Origin of the sequence: Pseudoclavibacter sp. RFBA6, assembly GCF_002931575.1 — a bacterium.
GTDB classification, from domain to species: domain Bacteria; phylum Actinomycetota; class Actinomycetes; order Actinomycetales; family Microbacteriaceae; genus Pseudoclavibacter; species Pseudoclavibacter terrae.
Genome location: NZ_PSUA01000012.1, coordinates 178,985 through 197,040 on the forward strand (window position 1 = coordinate 178,985; position 18,056 = coordinate 197,040).

Genomic DNA, 18,056 nt, shown 5'->3' on the forward strand with positions numbered 1-18,056 from the left:
CAACCTCAGCGCCAACGCGCTCTGACCAGGACTACAGAGTGGTGGGCCCTGCCGGGATCGAACCGACGACATCCACGGTGTAAACGTGGAAGCAGCTCGGGACGCGTGGCCACCACCGGCCAACCTCCACCGGCCTGTCACCGGCCTGCGATTTTCAGTGCCTTGCCAAGACCTGCCAACCCGTTCTACGGCCTCCCCCGCATAGACGGGCATGAGCACTCACGATCCGCACCCGTCCCTCCTCGCCTGCATCGACCTGGAGACCACCGGTCTCGACGAGCAGTCAGGTCTCGTCCTCGAGGTCGCCGCCAAAATCGTCACGAACGACCCTTCCCCCGTCGACGACGGGATCTCACTCGTCGTCGCCCAGCACGCGCGGGCGTCGTCCATCTTCCCGGTCTCCCCGCGGCGCGGCCGCATGAACGAGTACGTCACGGACATGCACGCCGAGAGCGGCCTCAGCCGCGAGGTCGGCCAGGCGACGCTCTTCATCGACGAAGTGGAAGCATGCCGCCGCGTACCTCGAGTCGCACACTGGCGAGTCGTTGTGAGTGCCGTTCTCTAGACGACGGGACGTGGAAGGACTGGCGTCGGCGCCAAGGCCCGACGCATTCTGACGGTCATCGTGACAACTGCGTGCGGAGGAGACAGCTGGCGTCAACGCCCTGTCATGGTGTGGCGTCCTGGTTCGTCTCCTAGTCGGCGGTCTCGGCCGCGATGGCGCGCCTCATGGTGACGGGGCTTGCGAAACCGCTGCGCAGTGCGACTTCGCTCAAGGGCAGACCAGGCATCTCGCGCTTCAACTCCAGCGCCTTCTGCACGCGTCGGGTACGAAGCATTCGGCCAGGAGTCGCCCCGGAACCGCGCAGTCGACGCTCGAGGGCCCTGCGAGAGAGACCGGCCTCACGTGCGATTCCGTCGACGGAGAAGCTCGGGTCATGGAACCGGTTCTCGACGATCAGGTGAACGAGAGCGAATGTGTCTGTGTCTTCCTGGTTGGAAAAGTCTCTCGACTCGACGACCAAGGCAGTGGCTGCGGTCCTGAGGAGGGCGCGTAGAGAACTCGATGACTGCGGATTCGATGGTTGTGGTCTCTTCGCGGCAGCTTCCAGAAGGCCGAGAACACTCTGCCGCACGATGCCGCCAGCGGAGTGGTGCCAGCTCAAGCGCGTGGAGTCCACTTCGCTCACGTCGAACGAGAAGAGCGTGACTTCGAATCCCCGATCCGCGTGCATGACGACGCGCTCGGTGCCGGGCGGCACGATCGCCAGCTGCTTCGCCTCAAGCTCAATGCTGCGGTCTCCGGAGGTGATCAGCAGCGATCCACGCTCGAGGAAGACGGCCAACCCACGCCCGTGGGACCAGGAACGCTCACGCTTCCAAATCAAGTCGACAGGCGAGCACCTCCAATGCGCGACAACGTACTGGTCGAAGCGGAGGATGGTCACCTCCGTTGTGACGGATCCGGTCGGAGCGAACAGGTCAACGCCCGCTCTGAGCACCGTGTCGATGGAGGGAGGCAGTGGTCCTTTGTGCCGGAAGGAGTGTGCCTGATAGCCCGGGAACGAGCCCCAACCTCGGTCTTCGTCGTACTTGACGTTCGCGTTCTGCTCCATTGACCCTCCTCGCACAATCGAATCCCGCGCACGGCGACACCTCAACACCTGAGCAGGCTCGCGCCCCCGCTTGGCGGGCAATGTTCGCGGCTCCTCAATCGAAGAGTTGCACAAATATGAGCCAGGCGCGGACCGGCCTCCGACCGCGGGCGGGGCGAGTCGGCGTCGAGAGTACTGAGTACCCTCGATGGCTCGCGCTCATCTTCCCTGGTCAGGCGCCACAACTGATCCAGTCCACTTCCCACGGCCTCATTCAGTCGCGCTGCTTTTCCTTCTCGACAGTTCTTCTCAGAACCCATTCGCACGTTGCTGGCTCCCTACGATTCACTGGGAAGCCAAATTGTGACGTGCAGCGCCCAATGCTGACACGGGCATCACCGCATCACCCCTCCCCCACCCCACGCGAGTGCCCCCGGCGCGGAGCTCGTTCTCGTCCTCGAAAGGACCTCGGATGTCAGACCCCACGCAGGACCCGACACCACGCACCGCTCCGGCCATCGTCGGCAGGCGCACACTCGTCGCGGGAGCCGCCTGGTCAATCCCCGTAATGGCCGTGGCCACCGCCGTGCCGCTCGCAGCTGCCTCAGCCTGCCCGACGGCCGAGTTCGACGCTGCGTTCGCGACGAACTCGGACTCGGGGTCGGTGAAGGTGCTGAACGCGACGAGCCCCGACACAGCTGACACGTACACCGTGCGGATCACGTCAACACTGGCCCCCGGAACGACGACCACGCAAAATGGCCAGTCCTACAACTTCAGCCAGAACGGCTCCGGCTGGAACGGCGACTTCGCGGACGATGGCAGCGGCGACTACACCTACTCCGGGTTCGGTCCGGCCGGCGCGATCGTGCTGAACCAGCGCAAGGAAGGCACCACCGCGCCCATCGGCCCGGGCACCGATAGCCAGACGCTGACCTTCGAGTTCTTCGACGCAGCCGGTGCGCCAATCTCCGCCACGAACGTCGCGATCGACATCTTCGACATCACCTCCGTCGAGGTGCCCGCCTGGCGTGCCTCCTACTGGGACGCAGTTGGCTTCAGCGTCACGCCTGCGTCGATCGTTTCGGAGCCGACGCTCGATCAGGGAGCAGGAACCGGTACGCTCGCCGACCCGTTCCGTAGAAGCGGTGGACTCTTCCCCACCAACCCAATGGAGCAGGCGCAGTACCAGGACGAGTTCCGCTTCGACTCGTTCCCAAACGGCAGCACCATGGACTACACGTCGTTCAACGGGAACCAGGGATGGCATTTCATCGCCGTCAGCTCGATCAGGTTCACCGCGCAGATCGCCTGCTAAGACCCGTTCACCCGGAGCGCCTCCCCCGGTTGTCTTCCTGGGTGTTGGCGCACCCCAACGCAGAACCGCCCCGACGAGGTAACTCATCGGGGCGGTTCTGCGTTGCGTGCTGGGCTACTGGTTCGGTGCCTCGGAAGCAGGTCTCGATGTTGGAGAGCGCGATGAACCGCATGCTCGTGCAGTTGGCACGACATCTGAGAACAGCTGTCCCAACGGCCCGCCGGGACGGTGAGCAACGGTCAGGACTCGAGGCCGGTGCGCTGCGAGGCGAGCGCTCGCCGCAACGTGACGGGTGAGGAGAACCCGCTTTGTGATGCGACCTCTCGAGCAGGTAGTCCCGGCTGTTCTCGCATCAGGGCTTCGGCGTTCTGGACGCGTCGCTCGCGCAGGATCGCTGCTGCACTAGACCCACCCACCTGGAGGCGACGCTCGAGGACTCTCCGGCTGAGGCCCGCTTCTCGGGCGATGCCGTCGACGGAGAAGCCCGGGACCTGGAATCGGTTCTCGACGATGAGCCTGACCAGAGCGAGCGTGTCGGTGTCGCGCAGGTTGGCGACATGCGTGGATTCGACCAGCAATGAGTGAGCGGCAGCGCGCAGCAACGACCGCAATGAGGTCGCGGATTGAAGGTCTGCCACCGCCGGCGCTTTCGTGACTGCATCCAGAAGCGCGAGCACGCCCTCGCGGACCACGCCACCGTCGGAGTGAGACCACCTGGCCTGCAGCGGCGCGAGCTCGCTGGCCGCGAAGGAGAAGATGACGCCGGCGATCTTCTCTCCGGCGTGGAGGACGACTGGGCCGGCCCCGGGTGGCACGATCGCGATCTGCGCCGCTTCAAGACGGAGCTTCCGCTGGTTGGAAGCCACTTCGAGCGATCCTCGCTCCAAGAACAGCGCTAGTGTCCGTCCCTGAGCTGAGGCGCGCTCGCGCTTCCAGACAAGGTCGATCGGCGAGCTCTCGCCCCGCACGATCAGGTACCGGTCGAAGCGCAGCAACGAGGCCTCGATCGTCGCGGTACCCGAGGGCGCACGCAGGTCCACGCCGGCCCTGAGCACCTTGTCGACGCCCGGGGGCAGCGGGCCGCGGATTCTGAACTGCTGCGTGCGGTATCCAGGAAAGGGACTCCAGCCGGTGGCTTCGTTGTAGTGGGCACGAGCGACGCGCTCCATGGGTCCTCCAAATCGATTCGAACGATGTGTCCCAGCGGCGTCAGTGACACTGGTCCCGCCTTCAGGTGGGAATGATGGCGACAGGACTCAGGCGCGATGCGCGGCTTGTGCTGAGCTGCGTCTCGGCTGCGTCGGAGAGAGGGACTCCCGCAGGCCAGCGAAGGGGTCCGTCGACCCGCAGGAGTCCAGCACGGGTGGGTGGTGCGCGGATCTCCCCCGAGATCCCCGCGCGGATGCGGCTCCCCAGAGCACACCACCGACCGGCGGTAGTCAGAATGCCGCAGGAATTGTTGCTTCCATTCCACAAAGGCCCGATTGACGCAAAATGAGCGCAATTCGCCGCAAAAGGATCGCGCGAGATTTCTCGCACCCGCACCTCTCCAAACCCCCCGGGCAATTCGAGCGGAGCCGTCGCGAATGCTCGCGTGCCATTTCTTCCGCCGTTCTTTCTCTGAGCGCCCGCGGAGCGCGTGAAGTGGATACCGTTCGGATTGGCGTTTGATTCTCGGCGTGCAATTCATAGAGCCACCTCGCGTGCATCGTGATCGGTATCCGCCGGAAGTTCCCGTTGGAATGCCGGGGCTCACCAACGAAAGGAAACTCATGTCGGATTCTCTCGACAGCTCGAGCCAGGCCGACGCGCCAGGATCGATGAAGCGACGCACGATCGTGGCCGGCGCTGCCTGGTCCATCCCCGTGATCGCCGTCGCGGCCGCAGCCCCGATGGCAGCGGCGTCTCCACCGTGCCCGCAGTTCGCGTCGGCGGCGAGCTGGACGGCGATCACAACCGGTCAGTTGCGAGTGCACCCCGATCCGACCTACAACAACCGAGTTGGCGGGACATACCTCGCGCTGCCCGAGAACAACGCGAACTCGTTCCTGTCCGTGCAGGACAGGAACCTGCAGGGCGGCACCACGACCGTGCAGTGGTCGACGGTGTTCGTCCCGGTCAGCGGGACGGCCTACACCTTCACGTTCGTCACCAACACGAACACCACGCTGACTGACTCGCAGACCCTGAACATGCGCATCAACGGGACCACCCACTGGGCGGGCATCACGAAGCCGACCGCCGGCGGCCCGACGAACAACCTCAGCGGCGGGCAGACCCACTCGTTCACCTGGACGGCCCCCAGCAACGCCGCCGTGACGTTCGCGATCGTCTTCCTCGTGCCAGGGGTGACCAACAACCCCAACCGCACGAACGACGACATCCGGATCGGACTCCCCCGCATCTCCGCGGCCGGCTGCCGCTCGTAGCCTCGCAACGGGCATCTCGGGAACCGAGAAAGGGGGCCAAGACTGCTGCAGTCTTGGCCCCCTCTCTGGTCTCACAGGTCCGGGATCTGCTCGAGCGCTCTGGCTGTTGACGCCAGGAGTTACGGCGTGGGGTACGTGGTGGTGTTCGTGTTGTTGATCGGGGTTGGGTTCCTGAATACCTGGACTGGGGTGCTGTTGACCGTCACGTAGCGGCGCGTGATCACGGTCTGACCGCTGTAGTACGGGCTTGGTGAGCGGAAGAAGAAGTCGACCGGGATGTTGGTCGTCGCCCCTGTCGCGGTCACGGTGCCGGTGTAGCTCGAGCGATAGACGCGGTAGGTGACGCCAGCGACGACGGTCGTCGTGCCCGTGTTGGCGAGTGTTGACCACGCGGTGTTCGAGCCAGGGATCGGCGCGAAGGTCGGGGCTGGCCACCCGGTGGAGATGAGCACCTCGTAGTAGATGTTCGAGAGCACGTCTCCGGGCTGTGTTCCTGCCACGCGCAGATACTGCCCCGGGCTCTTCGCGTCGTACTGGAGCGCGCCGTTGGTCGACGACCCTTGCGTCGCTGGATACCAGCCCACGCCGAAGCCGGACTGGATCTCGAACGTTCGCGGCGGCGATGCCGCGAATGCTGGAGCTGCGGTGGTCATCGCGATCACCGGCACCGTCCAGGCCGCCGTCTGCAGGACCCGACGACGCGTCGTGTCCCCGGCCGCGCCGTGGTTCTCAGAAGTGTTCTTTGTCAATGTGTGCTCTTTCTCTGTCGCTGAATTTGGATCGCGAATAGACCACAGCGGTCCACTTGAACGAGACCGTGAGGGATTATTGGCAAGCTGCCATCGGTCGGAGATCCCAGGTCATTACGGCATTGCATGTCAGCCCGAACGCAAGTTCGCTACCACCAAGCGCACGGCCCTTTCGGACGAAACCGGAACCCCTCCTGCAAGCTATCTGACGCCCCACTCGGGTTCAATCTCGGAGAAGAATCAGCACTCAGATTGAGAAGCACTGACCACATGCGCGTTTCGCTTTCTGATAACGACCGACTTTCCGGTCGGTCTTTCTCAGGCAACGGGAATGTTGGCGTCGCCGATGAGGCCCGTAGTCAGACCAGGCATGTCGCCGTCAGCGCCGGACTGCCCCTCGTGCTCGCTATCCTGCTTCCCGTCCAGCGCACGACGCATGGCACGCACCGAGCCGAAACCGGCAGCCGCAGCGATGCGCTTCAAATCTTGGGTGTCGACGTCACCGAATTCTCCCGGTGCCTCCAACAGGTCTCGCGCGAGCCGAGCTCGAACCCGTCGAAGCTGTGAGGCCGGCGTCAGGTTTGTGTCTTCGTACGCCCGATACAGACTCGCCGTGGAGACTCCGAGGTCCCGCGCGAGCTTGCCAGCGTCGAAGGTGACGTCGCTGGCGGAGGCTTCGATCCGCTGCGACGCGCGCCGAAGCAGCGATGGCGTGACTCGGAGGCCATCTCTCCTCTCTCCCGAGGTTCCGACCCCGCGCGTTCGCCTGGGTCGTGCCGGCGCGTCATCGGCGAGTACGCCGGCGAAGAGCTGGTCGAGCCCGGTTCTGACGCGGTTGAATCCTGCGCCTTCGACGGTGGTCATGGAGTTCAGTGCTGCGTGTGCTGCGCTGGTGAAGATTTCCCGGTGTGCGTTGGATGCGCCGAACAGCCCTGTGTGCGGTTCAGGGACGTTTCCTTCGAAGTCTCGCAAGCGGGCCCAGCTGGAGACGAAGAACAGGCGTGCGACTGGCTCGTGGGAGGTGATCGTGAGTGGTTCCCCGAAGGATTGCACGTGCATCTGTCCGGGGTGCAGATCGACTCGTTCGGTGTCGGACGTCAGTATCTGGGTGCCTTCGATGCCGTACACCGAGTGGAACAGGTCCGGCGGGGCCTCGTCGTCGACGACGAACGAGAGGTGAGCTGGCGTGTGCCAGATGCGGCCGATCGCGAAGCTGTCGGTTCGGATCAGGTCAGCGACAACCTGGAAGCGCGAGTTGATGGGCTCAGCCACCCAGCCGAGTGCGGCGACCCACTCGATCGCGGCGTCGTCATCGAGGACGACTTCACGCGTGACAGCACCCGCTGCCGCTCCATAAGCGCTCGCTTCATGCACATTCCACCTCCAGTGAGAAGTTCCGGCAAGCGTATGCGCGTGCAAAGACATGCATCCGGTCCCGATGCGAGCGCTGACACGTCTCCCGACATGCAAGCGTTCATTTTGCGTCACGTACACGTCGGCACTGTCGCGAAATGGCTGATCCCGCGGTACCCGACCAGTTCTTCTCAAATTTCGACCAGTCTTTCTCAACGGGTCGATACACACGACACCAGTTGCAACTAGACCCTTGACGAACTGACAGCTAATCCGGTCACGTCTGCGGATGGGCGCGCTCCGGATCCCCGCGCGCGCTCCAAACGCGCGTGACGGTTGCTCAGCGGGGCGCGTCCGTCCCCGAAGGTGCGGGGGTGAGCGTTCCGCCGTCGCGGGGGTCGAAGTCGAGCCCGTGACTGGCGGCTAGGACGTTGATGCGCTGCTGTGCTGCGATCGCGGTCAGGGAGGCCCCGGCCCGGATCCTCCAGTCTGGTCAGGGGTATTCGAAGCTATTGCAACCTGCCACAGGGCTTCCAGACCGTTCATCTCGCCTCGGTCATCCCGCGGGAGCTCGTCGAGGATCCAGCCGCGGTCCTTGTCCACGTGCTGGTGCGCACGCCGTTCGGACCGCGACAGGTCCTCGAAACCGACGTCGCGGTGGATCGCGGCGGTCGTCACCGCCATGTTCCTCACGCACGTCGCCTGCGGCTTGAACACCTGGATGCGGGTTGCCTCGAGCTCGTTCAAGTCGACTGGGGAGCGGCCGCGGGCAGTCTGTGGTCCTGGATGCCAAACTGGCCTCCCGTGGTGCCGTTGCCGCGGGCGGCTTCACGTCCTGAACTTGCTGCAGTCGTCATAGCGAGCCAATCCTTTTGTATGCGTGAAACTTCGGTCGGCGGGTTCAGCGGGTTCGGGCGGCGCAGTTGTCGGGGCGCCAGCGGTGCGCTCGCCACGCCTTCCCATGCCCGGGCATCCGCGCCAGCACCTGGTTGTTCCAGAGCTTCGGGAACAGCACCTGCAGTTCCGTCTTCTCCTTCATCTCGCACACGGGCGCCCGATCGCAGACCATGCATCCGCCGAGCCCGAAGCGCCGGTTGGTGGCGAGGACGTAGACGCATATGGCGGCGAACCAGGTCGCGAAGATCAGAGCCGGCACGAGCACGGCGGCCGCGACACCGATCCAGAACGATGTTTAGTCCAGGCTGGCGATCAGCTCAGGCATCGAAGAGAAAGACGCTGGTCGGGTCGGAACTCGGGTCCCACAGCGGCAGCTTCCCGGACGTCCCGGTCGATGCCTGCAGTGCCTTGGAAGTGTACTGCGGGTCGATGCCAAAGGTGGCGGCGTCGCGGGCGAGCTTCGACATCTGAAGCAGGTTCGCATCGTTCGTCTTCGCGTTCGGGTAGTAGATGCCCTGCTCGGCGAACTCCGCGAGCTCGTACACGTCGTCGCTCTCCTGCCGGTCGCGTAGCCGTAGATGACCTCGCCGTCGCGGTCGAAAATCCGGTTGATGTATCTGTTCTCGTGCTCTTCCTCAAACGCGTCCGCGGCGCGAGTGTGGACCTCGACGTGGTCGACCTTGTCGAGCCGGTAGTCCTCGGCGTAGGCGGCGAGGTCCTGCCGGCACAGGTCGATGGTGGCGTGGGCTGCGGCGCGGGCTCGGTCCATCGCCTCGAAGTGGATGTCCTTCGCTTCGTCGACGGAGAGGTCCACCGTCAAGATGGTCAGCTGGTACTCGCGGTTGAAGTCGGTCGACATCACCTGGTACTCCTTAGCGGCGAACGCGATCTCCGCATGCTCCCGCAACCGGTACCGTCGGCCCGAGGGTAGTGAGCTTGTTCTGTTCGGCCTACGTGAGCTTGCTACGCTCTTCGGCCGCGGTGTCCTTGATCTGCTCGAGGTCGTCGTCGAGCCTCTCCGACAGGTCAACGTGGTCCTTCTCGAAGATCGCGGAGTCCCGGACCCGCACGACGTCCGAGTCTTCCACGGGCTCGTCGAAGCGACCGATGCGATCGGTGAACGTCACATCCGCGCGAACGGCGGTCGGGAACGGGGCGAGAAGCGCATGAACTCGCGGACCGCGCTATTCAGGTCTTAGTCCGCGCGGTCGATGTGGGCCTCGATCACCTGGCGCATGTTTACGCGGTCGCCTTCCCGGAGCGAATCGATGGGGATGACGGTACCCGCGTGGGCGACTCCGTTGCTGCGGGCAAACTCGCGGCAGGCGTCAGAGATGTGGTCAAGGGCAAGTCTCCTCGTGGGTCATGGGGACTGTGCGCGGCGGTCGGTCCCACCGGTTGCCAAGAAGGGCGATTCGCGCGCTGAACGCGTGACCTTGCAGGGGTGGAGCGAGCGGCTACCAGGCCGGGTTGGTGCCGGAGTGCTCGAGTGTCGTGGACGACTGGGGCGAAGTCAGCGTGACGGAGAACGGGACGGCCTGGGAGGTTGAGACGCCGGGGACGGCAGTGGCGACCCAGCTCATGTCGGACGATGACGCAGCGTTCGCAATCGTCTCCGTGAGCCGCAATCTGAAGGTGATCGTTTCGCCGCTCACGGCCCGTCCAACCTCGACGAGTCCGTTGCTGAGATTGGTGAGGGGTAGGTCAGCGATGTACGCGGATGGGTAGGAAATCACGAGGTCGGTGGTGAGGATCGTGACGGCGTGGGGCTGGTAGATGTTCTCGAACTTGGTCTCGAACCGGTAGCTAAGGACAACGCTGCCGTTCAGTGCCGGGCTCCACGCGGAGCCCTGGATGAACATCTGCGGTGTCGTGTTGAAGCGTGTCGTCGCTTGCCCTACTGACGCCGCAGCTTGGGGTGCCGCAACGGTGAGAGCAACGACGGGTGCCGCCCAGGCGCCGCGTTTCAGCAGCGCTCGACGGCTGGGTGTGCCAGTGTCTCCTGCAGGATTGTGGACATGGCCTGGTGGTGTCATCGGGACCCTCTGGTGAACGCGGGCGCACTGCTCGCGCCCTGCGACCCAGCTCGGTGAAGCCCCTGGAACACAGAAGCAGCGTTCACCGTAGGCATAGCTGGATCCCGTGCTACGGCGTTGCCGCCGTTCGGGCGCAAGAAGGCAGAAGATCGTCGCAAACTGTCGCGCGGACTGAGCATTCACTACATGAAGATGGGTGATGTCAGCGGGGGTCTGCAGTGACCGGTGCGGCCACGGCCGGAGGGGCTTCAGGTCAGTCACCGGCACACCCGCCGAACGAAGACCGCCTGGTGTCACGACGGCCAGTACCGGCACACACGTGCCCGGCGTGAAGGAGGACCATGTCACCTCTAGTCCGCCGAGCACGAGTGCGGCTAGGCCTCGCCGGAGTACTCAACGAGGCGCTTGCAGTCCTGCTCCTGCTGCTCGCTGAACTTCGACCAGTCGATCATCGCTCGCGTGCCCCGGGGCCGTCATCGACGCGGGACACGGCATCCAGGACGTCCGCGATGCCAGCGCGCATGTTCGCCAGCTCGCGCGGGTAGACGGTGCCTCGTTCCTCGTCACGTTCGCGCTTCGGAGTCGACGACGATCCACCTGTCGTCGCCGGCGCGGACGAAGTGCACCATGACCAGCAACCAGACGGCGGTGGGCACGTCCTGCCACGCGCTCACGCGGACGCTACCCGGCGGGAGTCGCGGCGACGATGCCGGGGACTAGCCCGAGGAACTCGATCCGGTCACCGCGAGTGTCGAACGTGTATGTCTGCCCGGTCTCGATCGAACGGTAGAGGTCAGCGCGGGTCCCGGCGTCGATGAGGATCGGGTCGGCGACTCGGAAGCTGCCGCAGTCCACGGTGTCGATGCGCAGATGCTTGATCTCTTCTGCGCCGTCTTCGGCTCCCTTAGCGGTGATGGTGCACGTGACGGCGTCGCTGACGGGAAGCTGCTGGCGGGCGTTGACGGTGAGCGCGGCCGTCGCGAGGAGCGTGACGGTGATCGCTGCGGCTGAGGTGATGGCGGTGGTTCGTTTCATGAGCGGGCCTCAACGTAGGGATGGCTTGGACCGGTGCGGACGAGCGACACGATCGCTGGGATGGAATGACGGGAGATGGAGGGGTTTCGGCGCAAAACGGTCCTTCATGCCTCGGGCCCCGTCTCTGTGACGCTGGGCCGCCTGGGGAACCGGAGCACAAGGATTCCCGCGGTCAGGGATGCAGCACCGACGAGAACGCCGGAGATGATTCGAGTTGCCTGAGCCGAGTCGGCTTTCCCAGCGATGTCTGTGTTGCAGGACAGCTTCTTCCTCAGTTCGAGGGGCGCGCCGGGGCAGGAGAGGGTCCCGCCGAGCTCGTCGCCTGCGGTGTCGTCGATGCGCCCGTTGCCGATGGTCTTCGTCCCCGTGTTCGTCGCCGTGATGGTGAACATGACGGTGTCGCTGGTGGGCAGGTTGAGGGCGGAACCGGCCGCGAAGGCGAGCAGGAGAGCCCCGAGCCAGATGAAGACCGCATCGAACGTGCGCCGCAACAGGAGGATGCCGCCGGCGTGCGGAGCGGAGGCGACGGGACTGGATGGGTTCATGCCCATCTATGCAGGGCCGAAGCGACGAGACTGCTCAGCGCTACTTGATGACGAAGTCCTTGCAACCGAGGTTGGTCATGTTGGTGTCGGACTCGATCGCGACGGCGCACATGGAGTGCTTACCGGGAGCGAAGGCAGCCGCTGTCCAGAAGGCGTGCTTACCGGGGACGCCTTTGAGGTAGGGCGAGTCCCGGTTGGCTGTGATGGCGTGGTGCCATTTCCCGTCGACGAGGATCGCTACGGGGATCGAGCGGGCCGGGTTGCCCGGCGTGTACGTCCACCCGGCGAACTGGTGCATTCGGTTCGACGCGGGTGCATCCATCACCTGCCCGATGGGCGCAGCAGCCTTCTGGACGGTGACCGTCTGGCACGCCGGGAAATAGTCGTTTCCGGCACCGAAGTTGACGCCCACGGAGCAGATGAAGTGCTTGCCCGGGTTCAGGTTGAACGTCATCGAGTAGGAGTGGCGACCGGGGATGCCGTACGCGAACAGGTTGGTCGATGCGCCGGAGGCCATCGTCGCGTTCCACGCGCCGTTGACGGTGATCCCGACCGGTATCGACTGGAACAGGTCCGAGTAGTCGAAGGCGTGGCCGGAGACGGTCACCTGTCCCCCATTGACGCTGACGTTCATAGTCGACTGCGCGTTGAAGCGGGAGTACGCCTTGCTGTAAGTCTCGTCGTCACGGACGAACCTGGCGAAGTAACGGGCCGCGACATTTTGACCAGTGCTGTTCATGTGCGTGAGGTCGGTGGCCGACATCCAGAACGAGCGAGGATTGACGCCTCGAGCGATGGCATCGAGGTCAGCCTGGGTGCGTGTGATTCCAGCGTCGTAGAGGGCCCCGTTCGAAAGGTAGTCGGCGAGAGGAATGACGCGCTCTCCGTAGTTCTGCTTGATCCAAGCGTTGAGGCTCTTCCGGTTGGCGGTCACAGGGTGCTCGTTACCGCCCCAGGCCGGCGGCAGCTCGACGACGTAGAACGGCGCGTTGGAAGTCGCCTGGTGCAGCTCAATCATGCGGGCGGTGTCGTCCTTGACGCGGGCCATGTCGTCGAGGTTGTTCGAACCGAGCCAGAAGATCGATGTCGCGCCCGGGCGGGGCTTGTCGAGCGACACGATGGGGGCGTTCTGGGCGACAGTCTTGGCCGCGCCGGCCGCGTCCCGGGTGAAGACCCAGAGCTGACGTGGGTCGGTCAGGTCGGGGCGCTGGGTGAGCTTGCCGTCAATGCCGCCGATCTGCGCGTCCATGACGAGGCGGCCGAGCTTTGCGTCCGGGTAGGGCTTACCTACGGGAGAGGCGAGCTGCACCGATCCGGATGCGGGGATCGTGACGCTACGGCTCAGGTACAGCTGGTGCACGCCGCCCGCGGTCGCGATGCCGGCTGAGGTCATGCCTCCTTCGGCGTTGTTGATGATGTTCCAGCCGGGGACGGCGTTCTGGAAAGGTCCGCTGCAGATCCAGTTCAGGCTGGACGATCCGTAGCACTGGGCGCTCTCTGGGCTCGCTGCGCGCAGCTGCTCCGGCACTGAGGGGTCACCTTCTTGGGCGCTGTCCGGCGGGAGCGATTCAACCGGATCGGGAGTCGTCTTTGGAGGATCGTTCAGCGTCATGGTGGGTGATGGCAGGGGCTTCGGCGTCGCGGATGGCGTGGGCACATCGGGAGGCGTCTGGACAGGGCTCGACGTTGTTGGCGTCGCGGTTGCCGTGGTCACGTCCAGTGGAGTCGGAACGGGGTTCGCGGTCGTTGTCCCGGTGGTGGTTACTGCAGCTTGCCGTGCCGTCGCGTTCGTCGGCGCCGTATGTGATGAACAACCGTTCCCGGTCGGAGTCGCCGCTGCGCGGGGCGTCGGCGCACCTGTGCTCGCTGGCGTGCAAGTTACTACCTTGGGTATCGTTGCCGAGTCCAGCGTGGCAGCGACAGCGGGTGTCAACGTCGTGCCGATGAGGGCTGCGCTCAGCACCAGGGCAGAGAGCAAGCGTGTGGCGGGGATTCGCATCAGTTTCCGTTCGTTTCGTCACCGGCGCCGCGTCGGCATGGTGCGCCTGACCTGCATCGGCGGAACGGGGCGCCCACCGGGTCACCGGATTCTCACCGCGGCTGGTCGAGACGACCGTCCGGAGTTCGACTGCGCGAGCCTAGCTACGAGCTTGGAACCCGACGAGACGAAGACGCTCTTTGGCGCGATACAGACGGAGAAGGGTCGCTATGCGCTATCAGTCGCGCGAATTGGCCTGGACCTTGGCGCGCATTCCCCGGCAACGGCATGCCGGTGGCCCGGCGTCGGTTTGCGCACGAACGGAGCCTGGCAAACTCGCACCCGAGCCGCCATGGGCCTGCGGGTGCAAGTGCCTACCGCGGTCTCGGCTACTTGATCACGAAGTCCTTGCTGTCAAGGTTGGTCACGTTCGACGTGAACGTTCTCGGTGATGTCTTCCGCGGCCCCGCACATGCCGGCGAGCGACTCCCCACCCGTCCGCGCACCCGGATTCGATTTCGGCGGCGGGACACACGCAGCACCACCGCAAGGCGCACCGCGTCACCCGGCCGCCTCGCCGCTGGTCGGTCGAGAGCCTGGGAGCGACAACCTCGGCGCCAACGCGCTCTGACCAGGAATACAGAGTGGTGGGCCCTGCCGGGATCGAACCGACGACATCCACGGTGTAAACGTGGCGCTCTACCAGCTGAGCTAAAGGCCCTCGGCGAGCAAGTGTAGCGCGGCAGCGTGGTCCGCTCGAACACGCGCCTCCCCCGGGTGAGCGGACGCGACGAGACGGTAGCTGCCATCCGCTCGCAGCAGGAAGGTGCGGCGCGTGGCTGCGCCAGAACCCTCGTCGAATGCGCCGTAGGCGCGCGCGGCCCGCCCGTGCGGCCAGAAGTCGCTGCACCCGGTGAGCACTCCGTCAGCGCCGAGGTCCTGCAGCCAGGCTCTCAGCGTCGCCGCACTGTCGGTAGCGACGACGAAGACCTCGAAGCCTGGAGCGAGGGCGCTGGATCTCCCCGTATTCCGAGCCGAGTCGACCAGCTCGACGAGCTCTCGAACCTCATCGGCGCACACGGGTGTGAACGCCCCTGGCACGAACACGAGCAGCCGAGCCGACGCTGCCGGGCCCGCGACGACGCGCATCCCGCCGCGATGATCGACCAGGGAGATGGATTCGAGTGGCGGCGCGAATTCGCTCACGATCAGGCCCTCTCCACTCACGATGTTCGGTTGTGCGCGCTTCGACAAGGATTCCCCTCAACCTGCGTGTGCATCGCACAAACCATAGATAGGCTAGCGGGTGGACTGCGCGTCATAACCTGGCGTGCGCCATTGACGTGACGAACCCGGAACGAAATGAGGTCGACGGTGGCTGTTAACAACCAGGATCCGTACTCAGAGCATTACGTTGACAGCGACCCCGAGGAGACCGCCGAATGGCGCGAATCGCTCGATGCGGTCGTAGACGCGCAGGGACACCAGCGCGGACGAGACATCATGCTCAGCCTTCTTGAGCGGTCTCGGGAGCGCCACCTCGGCGTTCCCATGGTTCCAACCACCGACTACGTGAACTCGATTGCGCCCGAGGATGAGCCAGAGTTCCCCGGTGACGAGTCGCTGGAGCGCACGTACCGTTCGTGGATCCGCTGGAACGCGGCCATGACGGTGCAGCGCGCGCAGCGCGAAGGGGTCGCAGTCGGCGGCCACATCTCCTCCTACGCGTCGCAGGCGACGCTCTACGAAGTGGGCCTGAACCACTTCTTCAAGGGCTACGACCACGCGGACGGACCCGACCAGGTCTTCTTCCAGGGCCACGCCTCCCCCGGCAACTACTCGCGTGCCTTCCTGCAGGGGCAGATCTCCTCTGAGCAGCTCGACGGCTTCCGCCAGGAGCAGTCCGCTGCTCCGTTCGGCATGCCGTCGTACCCGCACCCGCGCCTCATGAAGGACTTCTGGCAGTTCCCGACCGTCTCGATGGGTATCGGGCCGCTCAACGCGATCTGGCAGGCGCAGTTCAACAAGTACCTCACCAACCGCGGCATCAAGGACGCCTCCGGTTCGCACGTGTGGGCGTACCTGGGCGACGGCGAGATGGATGAGGTCGAGTCGCGTGGTCAGCTGCAGGTCGCAGCCAACCAGAACCTCGACAACCTCACCTTCGTCGTCAACTGCAACCTGCAGCGCCTCGACGGCCCCGTCCGCGGAAACGGCAAGATCATCCAGGAGCTCGAGAGCTTCTTCCGCGGCGCCGGCTGGCACGTCATCAAGGTCGTCTGGGGCCGCGAGTGGGACTCGCTGCTCGAGCGCGACGACAAGGGCGCGCTCCGCACGCTCATGAACGAGACGCCGGACGGCGACTTCCAGACGTACAAGACGGAGTCGGGTGGATTCGTCCGCGACAACTTCTTCGGACGCGACCCAGAGGCGCTCAAGCTCGTCGAGAACTACAGCGACGACGAGATCTGGGGCCTCAAGCGAGGCGGCCACGACTACCGCAAGGTCTACGCGGCCTACAAGGCGGCCACCGAGCACAAGGGCCAGCCGACCGTCATCCTCGCCCACACGATCAAGGGCTACGGCCTCGGACCGCACTTCGAGGGCCGCAACGCGACGCACCAGATGAAGAAGCTCACGCTTCCCGACCTGAAGGCGTTCCGCGACCAGCTGCACATCCCCATCTCGGACGCAGCGCTCGAAGCCGACGTCTACCAGCCGCCGTACTACCACCCCGGTGCGGACAACGAGGCCATCCAGTACATGCAGGAGCGTCGCCGCGAGCTCGGCGGCTTCGTGCCGGAGCGTCGCTCGAAGTTCACGCAGATCGCAGTGCCGGAAGACAAGACGTACGCGTCGGTCAAGAAGGGCTCAGGCACGCAGGAGATCGCCTCGACGATGGCGTTCGTCCGCCTCCTCAAGGACCTCATGCGCGTCAAGGACTTCGGCGCGCGCATCGTCCCGATCATCCCGGACGAGGCCCGCACGTTCGGCGTCGACGCGTTCTTCCCGACAGCGAAGATCTACAACCCCAACGGCCAGCACTACATGTCGGTCGACCGCGAACTGCTCCTCGCCTACCGCGAGAGCGAACAGGGTCAGATCAACCACGTCGGCATCAACGAGGCCGGCGCCATGGGTGCGTTCACGGCAGCCGGTTCGTCGTACTCGACGCACGGCGAAGCCATGATCCCGATCTACATGTACTACTCGATGTTCGGGTTCCAGCGCACGGCGGACGCCATGTGGGCGGCAGCCGACCAGCTCTCGCGCGGCTTCCTCATCGGAGCCACCGCCGGACGCACGACCCTCGCCGGCGAAGGCCTGCAGCACATGGACGGCCACTCTCCGATCATCGCCGCAACCAACCCGGCAGTCATCACCTACGACCCCGCCTACGCCTACGAGCTCGCACACATCATGCAGGCAGGCATCGAGCGGATGTACGGCCCGGACTCCCAGTCGGAGAACCCGAAGCAGGACCCGAACGTCATGTACTACCTCACGGTGTACAACGAGCCGATGGCGCAGCCAGCTGAGCCGGAGAACGTCGACGTCGAGGGCATCCTCAAGGGCATCTACTACCTCAAGGGAACCGAGGCCTCCGGGCCGCGCGTGCAGCTGCTCGCGTCTGGCGTGGGTGTGCCGTGGGTTCTCGAGGCGCAGGAGCTACTCGAGAAGGACTGGGGCGTTGCCGCCGAGGTCTGGTCGGTCACGTCCTGGAACGAGCTCCGTCGCGACGGCCTCCGAGCCGAGGAGTACAACTGGACGCACCCGAACGAGGAGCCGAAGGTTCCCTTCGTCACGGACAAGCTCCAGGCGTCTGAGGGCCCGGTCATCGCGGTGAGCGACTTCTCGCACGCCGTGCAGGACCAGATCCGTCCGTTCGTGAAGAACGACTTCACGACGCTCGGCGCCGACGACTTCGGCATCTCCGACACTCGTCCAGCAGCTCGTCGCTACTACCTCATCGACAGCCACTCCGTCGTCGTCCGCGCCCTCGAGCGCCTCGCGACGCAGGGCAAGCTCGACCGCTCGGTCGTGCAGGAGGCCATCGACAAGTACGACCTGCACAACCCGAAGGCCGGCACGAGCGGCAGCGCGGGCGGAGACGCCTAACG

17 protein-coding genes and 1 tRNA gene are annotated in these 18,056 nt (G+C 65.1%); 4 read left to right on the forward strand and 14 right to left on the reverse strand.

Annotated elements, in window-relative coordinates; genetic code table 11:
- Positions 1–211 precede the first annotated feature (211 nt).
- Positions 212–565 (forward strand): hypothetical protein, encoded by a 354-nt coding sequence (locus tag C5C17_RS10765; protein WP_104253380.1) that lies wholly within the window; start codon positions 212–214, stop codon positions 563–565.
- A gap of 130 nt (positions 566–695) precedes the next feature.
- Here C5C17_RS10765 and C5C17_RS10770 read toward each other — a convergent pair whose 3' ends face one another.
- Positions 696–1,697 (reverse strand): helix-turn-helix domain-containing protein, encoded by a 1,002-nt coding sequence (locus C5C17_RS10770; RefSeq protein ID WP_146079143.1) that lies wholly within the window; start codon positions 1,695–1,697, stop codon positions 696–698.
- A gap of 370 nt (positions 1,698–2,067) precedes the next feature.
- On the opposite strand from C5C17_RS10770, the gene C5C17_RS10775 reads away from it, so the two are divergent.
- Positions 2,068–2,913: a hypothetical protein gene (locus C5C17_RS10775; RefSeq protein WP_146079144.1), complete on the forward strand. Its 846-nt coding sequence runs from the start codon at positions 2,068–2,070 to the stop codon at positions 2,911–2,913.
- Positions 2,914–3,152: 239 nt separating this feature from the next.
- Here C5C17_RS10775 and C5C17_RS10780 read toward each other — a convergent pair whose 3' ends face one another.
- Positions 3,153–4,082, reverse strand: coding sequence for a helix-turn-helix domain-containing protein (locus C5C17_RS10780; RefSeq protein WP_104253383.1), 930 nt, complete (start codon positions 4,080–4,082; stop codon positions 3,153–3,155).
- Between the two features lie 603 nt (positions 4,083–4,685).
- On the opposite strand from C5C17_RS10780, the gene C5C17_RS10785 reads away from it, so the two are divergent.
- Positions 4,686–5,342, forward strand: coding sequence for a hypothetical protein (locus tag C5C17_RS10785; RefSeq protein ID WP_104253384.1), 657 nt, complete (start codon positions 4,686–4,688; stop codon positions 5,340–5,342).
- A gap of 119 nt (positions 5,343–5,461) precedes the next feature.
- Here the strand turns inward: C5C17_RS10785 and C5C17_RS10790 are convergent, their stop codons facing one another.
- The 12 genes from C5C17_RS10790 to C5C17_RS10845 form a co-directional block, all read right to left on the reverse strand.
- A complete protein-coding gene (locus C5C17_RS10790) occupies positions 5,462–6,091 on the reverse strand; it encodes a hypothetical protein (RefSeq protein WP_104253385.1) in 630 nt (209 codons plus the stop codon).
- Positions 6,092–6,409: 318 nt separating this feature from the next.
- Positions 6,410–7,675, reverse strand: coding sequence for a helix-turn-helix domain-containing protein (locus C5C17_RS10795; protein WP_146079145.1), 1,266 nt, complete (start codon positions 7,673–7,675; stop codon positions 6,410–6,412).
- Between the two features lie 228 nt (positions 7,676–7,903).
- Positions 7,904–8,191, reverse strand: a complete 288-nt coding sequence (locus C5C17_RS10800) for a hypothetical protein (protein WP_104253387.1) — start codon at positions 8,189–8,191, stop codon at positions 7,904–7,906.
- Between the two features lie 154 nt (positions 8,192–8,345).
- Positions 8,346–8,606, reverse strand: coding sequence for a hypothetical protein (locus C5C17_RS10805; RefSeq protein ID WP_104253388.1), 261 nt, complete (start codon positions 8,604–8,606; stop codon positions 8,346–8,348).
- Between the two features lie 52 nt (positions 8,607–8,658).
- Entirely contained in the window at positions 8,659–8,886 is a 228-nt protein-coding gene (locus tag C5C17_RS10810; protein WP_104253389.1) for a hypothetical protein, read from the reverse strand.
- Between the two features lie 405 nt (positions 8,887–9,291).
- Positions 9,292–9,468 carry a hypothetical protein gene (locus tag C5C17_RS18605; RefSeq protein ID WP_181028555.1) on the reverse strand — a complete coding sequence of 59 codons (177 nt, stop codon included), beginning with the start codon at positions 9,466–9,468 and terminating at the stop codon, positions 9,292–9,294.
- A 330-nt stretch (positions 9,469–9,798) separates the two neighbouring features.
- Positions 9,799–10,203 (reverse strand): hypothetical protein, encoded by a 405-nt coding sequence (locus C5C17_RS10820; protein ID WP_104253391.1) that lies wholly within the window; start codon positions 10,201–10,203, stop codon positions 9,799–9,801.
- Positions 10,204–11,058: 855 nt separating this feature from the next.
- The gene (locus tag C5C17_RS10825) at positions 11,059–11,412 is read right to left on the reverse strand and encodes a hypothetical protein (protein ID WP_104253392.1); all 354 of its coding nucleotides are present in this window, start codon (positions 11,410–11,412) and stop codon (positions 11,059–11,061) included.
- A 104-nt stretch (positions 11,413–11,516) separates the two neighbouring features.
- Positions 11,517–11,957, reverse strand: a complete 441-nt coding sequence (locus C5C17_RS10830) for a hypothetical protein (protein ID WP_146079146.1) — start codon at positions 11,955–11,957, stop codon at positions 11,517–11,519.
- A gap of 40 nt (positions 11,958–11,997) precedes the next feature.
- Positions 11,998–13,485: a hypothetical protein gene (locus C5C17_RS10835; RefSeq protein WP_104253394.1), complete on the reverse strand. Its 1,488-nt coding sequence runs from the start codon at positions 13,483–13,485 to the stop codon at positions 11,998–12,000.
- A 1,095-nt stretch (positions 13,486–14,580) separates the two neighbouring features.
- Positions 14,581–14,656 (reverse strand) — tRNA-Val (locus C5C17_RS10840).
- A complete protein-coding gene (locus C5C17_RS10845) occupies positions 14,647–15,141 on the reverse strand; it encodes a redoxin domain-containing protein (RefSeq protein WP_146079147.1) in 495 nt (164 codons plus the stop codon). Before C5C17_RS10845 ends, C5C17_RS10840 begins: the two co-directional genes overlap by 10 nt.
- A gap of 168 nt (positions 15,142–15,309) precedes the next feature.
- Here C5C17_RS10845 and aceE point away from each other — a divergent pair, with 168 nt between their 5' ends.
- Positions 15,310–18,054: a pyruvate dehydrogenase (acetyl-transferring), homodimeric type gene (gene aceE, locus C5C17_RS10850; protein ID WP_104253850.1), complete on the forward strand. Its 2,745-nt coding sequence runs from the start codon at positions 15,310–15,312 to the stop codon at positions 18,052–18,054.
- The last annotated feature ends 2 nt before the right edge of the window (positions 18,055–18,056 follow it).

What these genes read in the sequence shown, in the direction of transcription:
- C5C17_RS10765 (WP_104253380.1), top strand. Translation starts at nt 212, where the DNA reads ATGAGCACTCACGATCCGCACCCGTCCCTCCTCGCCTGCATCGACCTG.
- C5C17_RS10785 (WP_104253384.1), top strand. Translation starts at nt 4,686, where the DNA reads ATGTCGGATTCTCTCGACAGCTCGAGCCAGGCCGACGCGCCAGGATCG.
- C5C17_RS10830 (WP_146079146.1), bottom strand. Translation starts at nt 11,957, where the DNA reads ATGAACCCATCCAGTCCCGTCGCCTCCGCTCCGCACGCCGGCGGCATC.
- C5C17_RS10780 (WP_104253383.1), bottom strand. Translation starts at nt 4,082, where the DNA reads ATGGAGCGCGTCGCTCGTGCCCACTACAACGAAGCCACCGGCTGGAGT.
- C5C17_RS10775 (WP_146079144.1), top strand. Translation starts at nt 2,068, where the DNA reads ATGTCAGACCCCACGCAGGACCCGACACCACGCACCGCTCCGGCCATC.
- C5C17_RS10820 (WP_104253391.1), bottom strand. Translation starts at nt 10,203, where the DNA reads ATGTTCATCCAGGGCTCCGCGTGGAGCCCGGCACTGAACGGCAGCGTT.
- C5C17_RS10825 (WP_104253392.1), bottom strand. Translation starts at nt 11,412, where the DNA reads ATGAAACGAACCACCGCCATCACCTCAGCCGCAGCGATCACCGTCACG.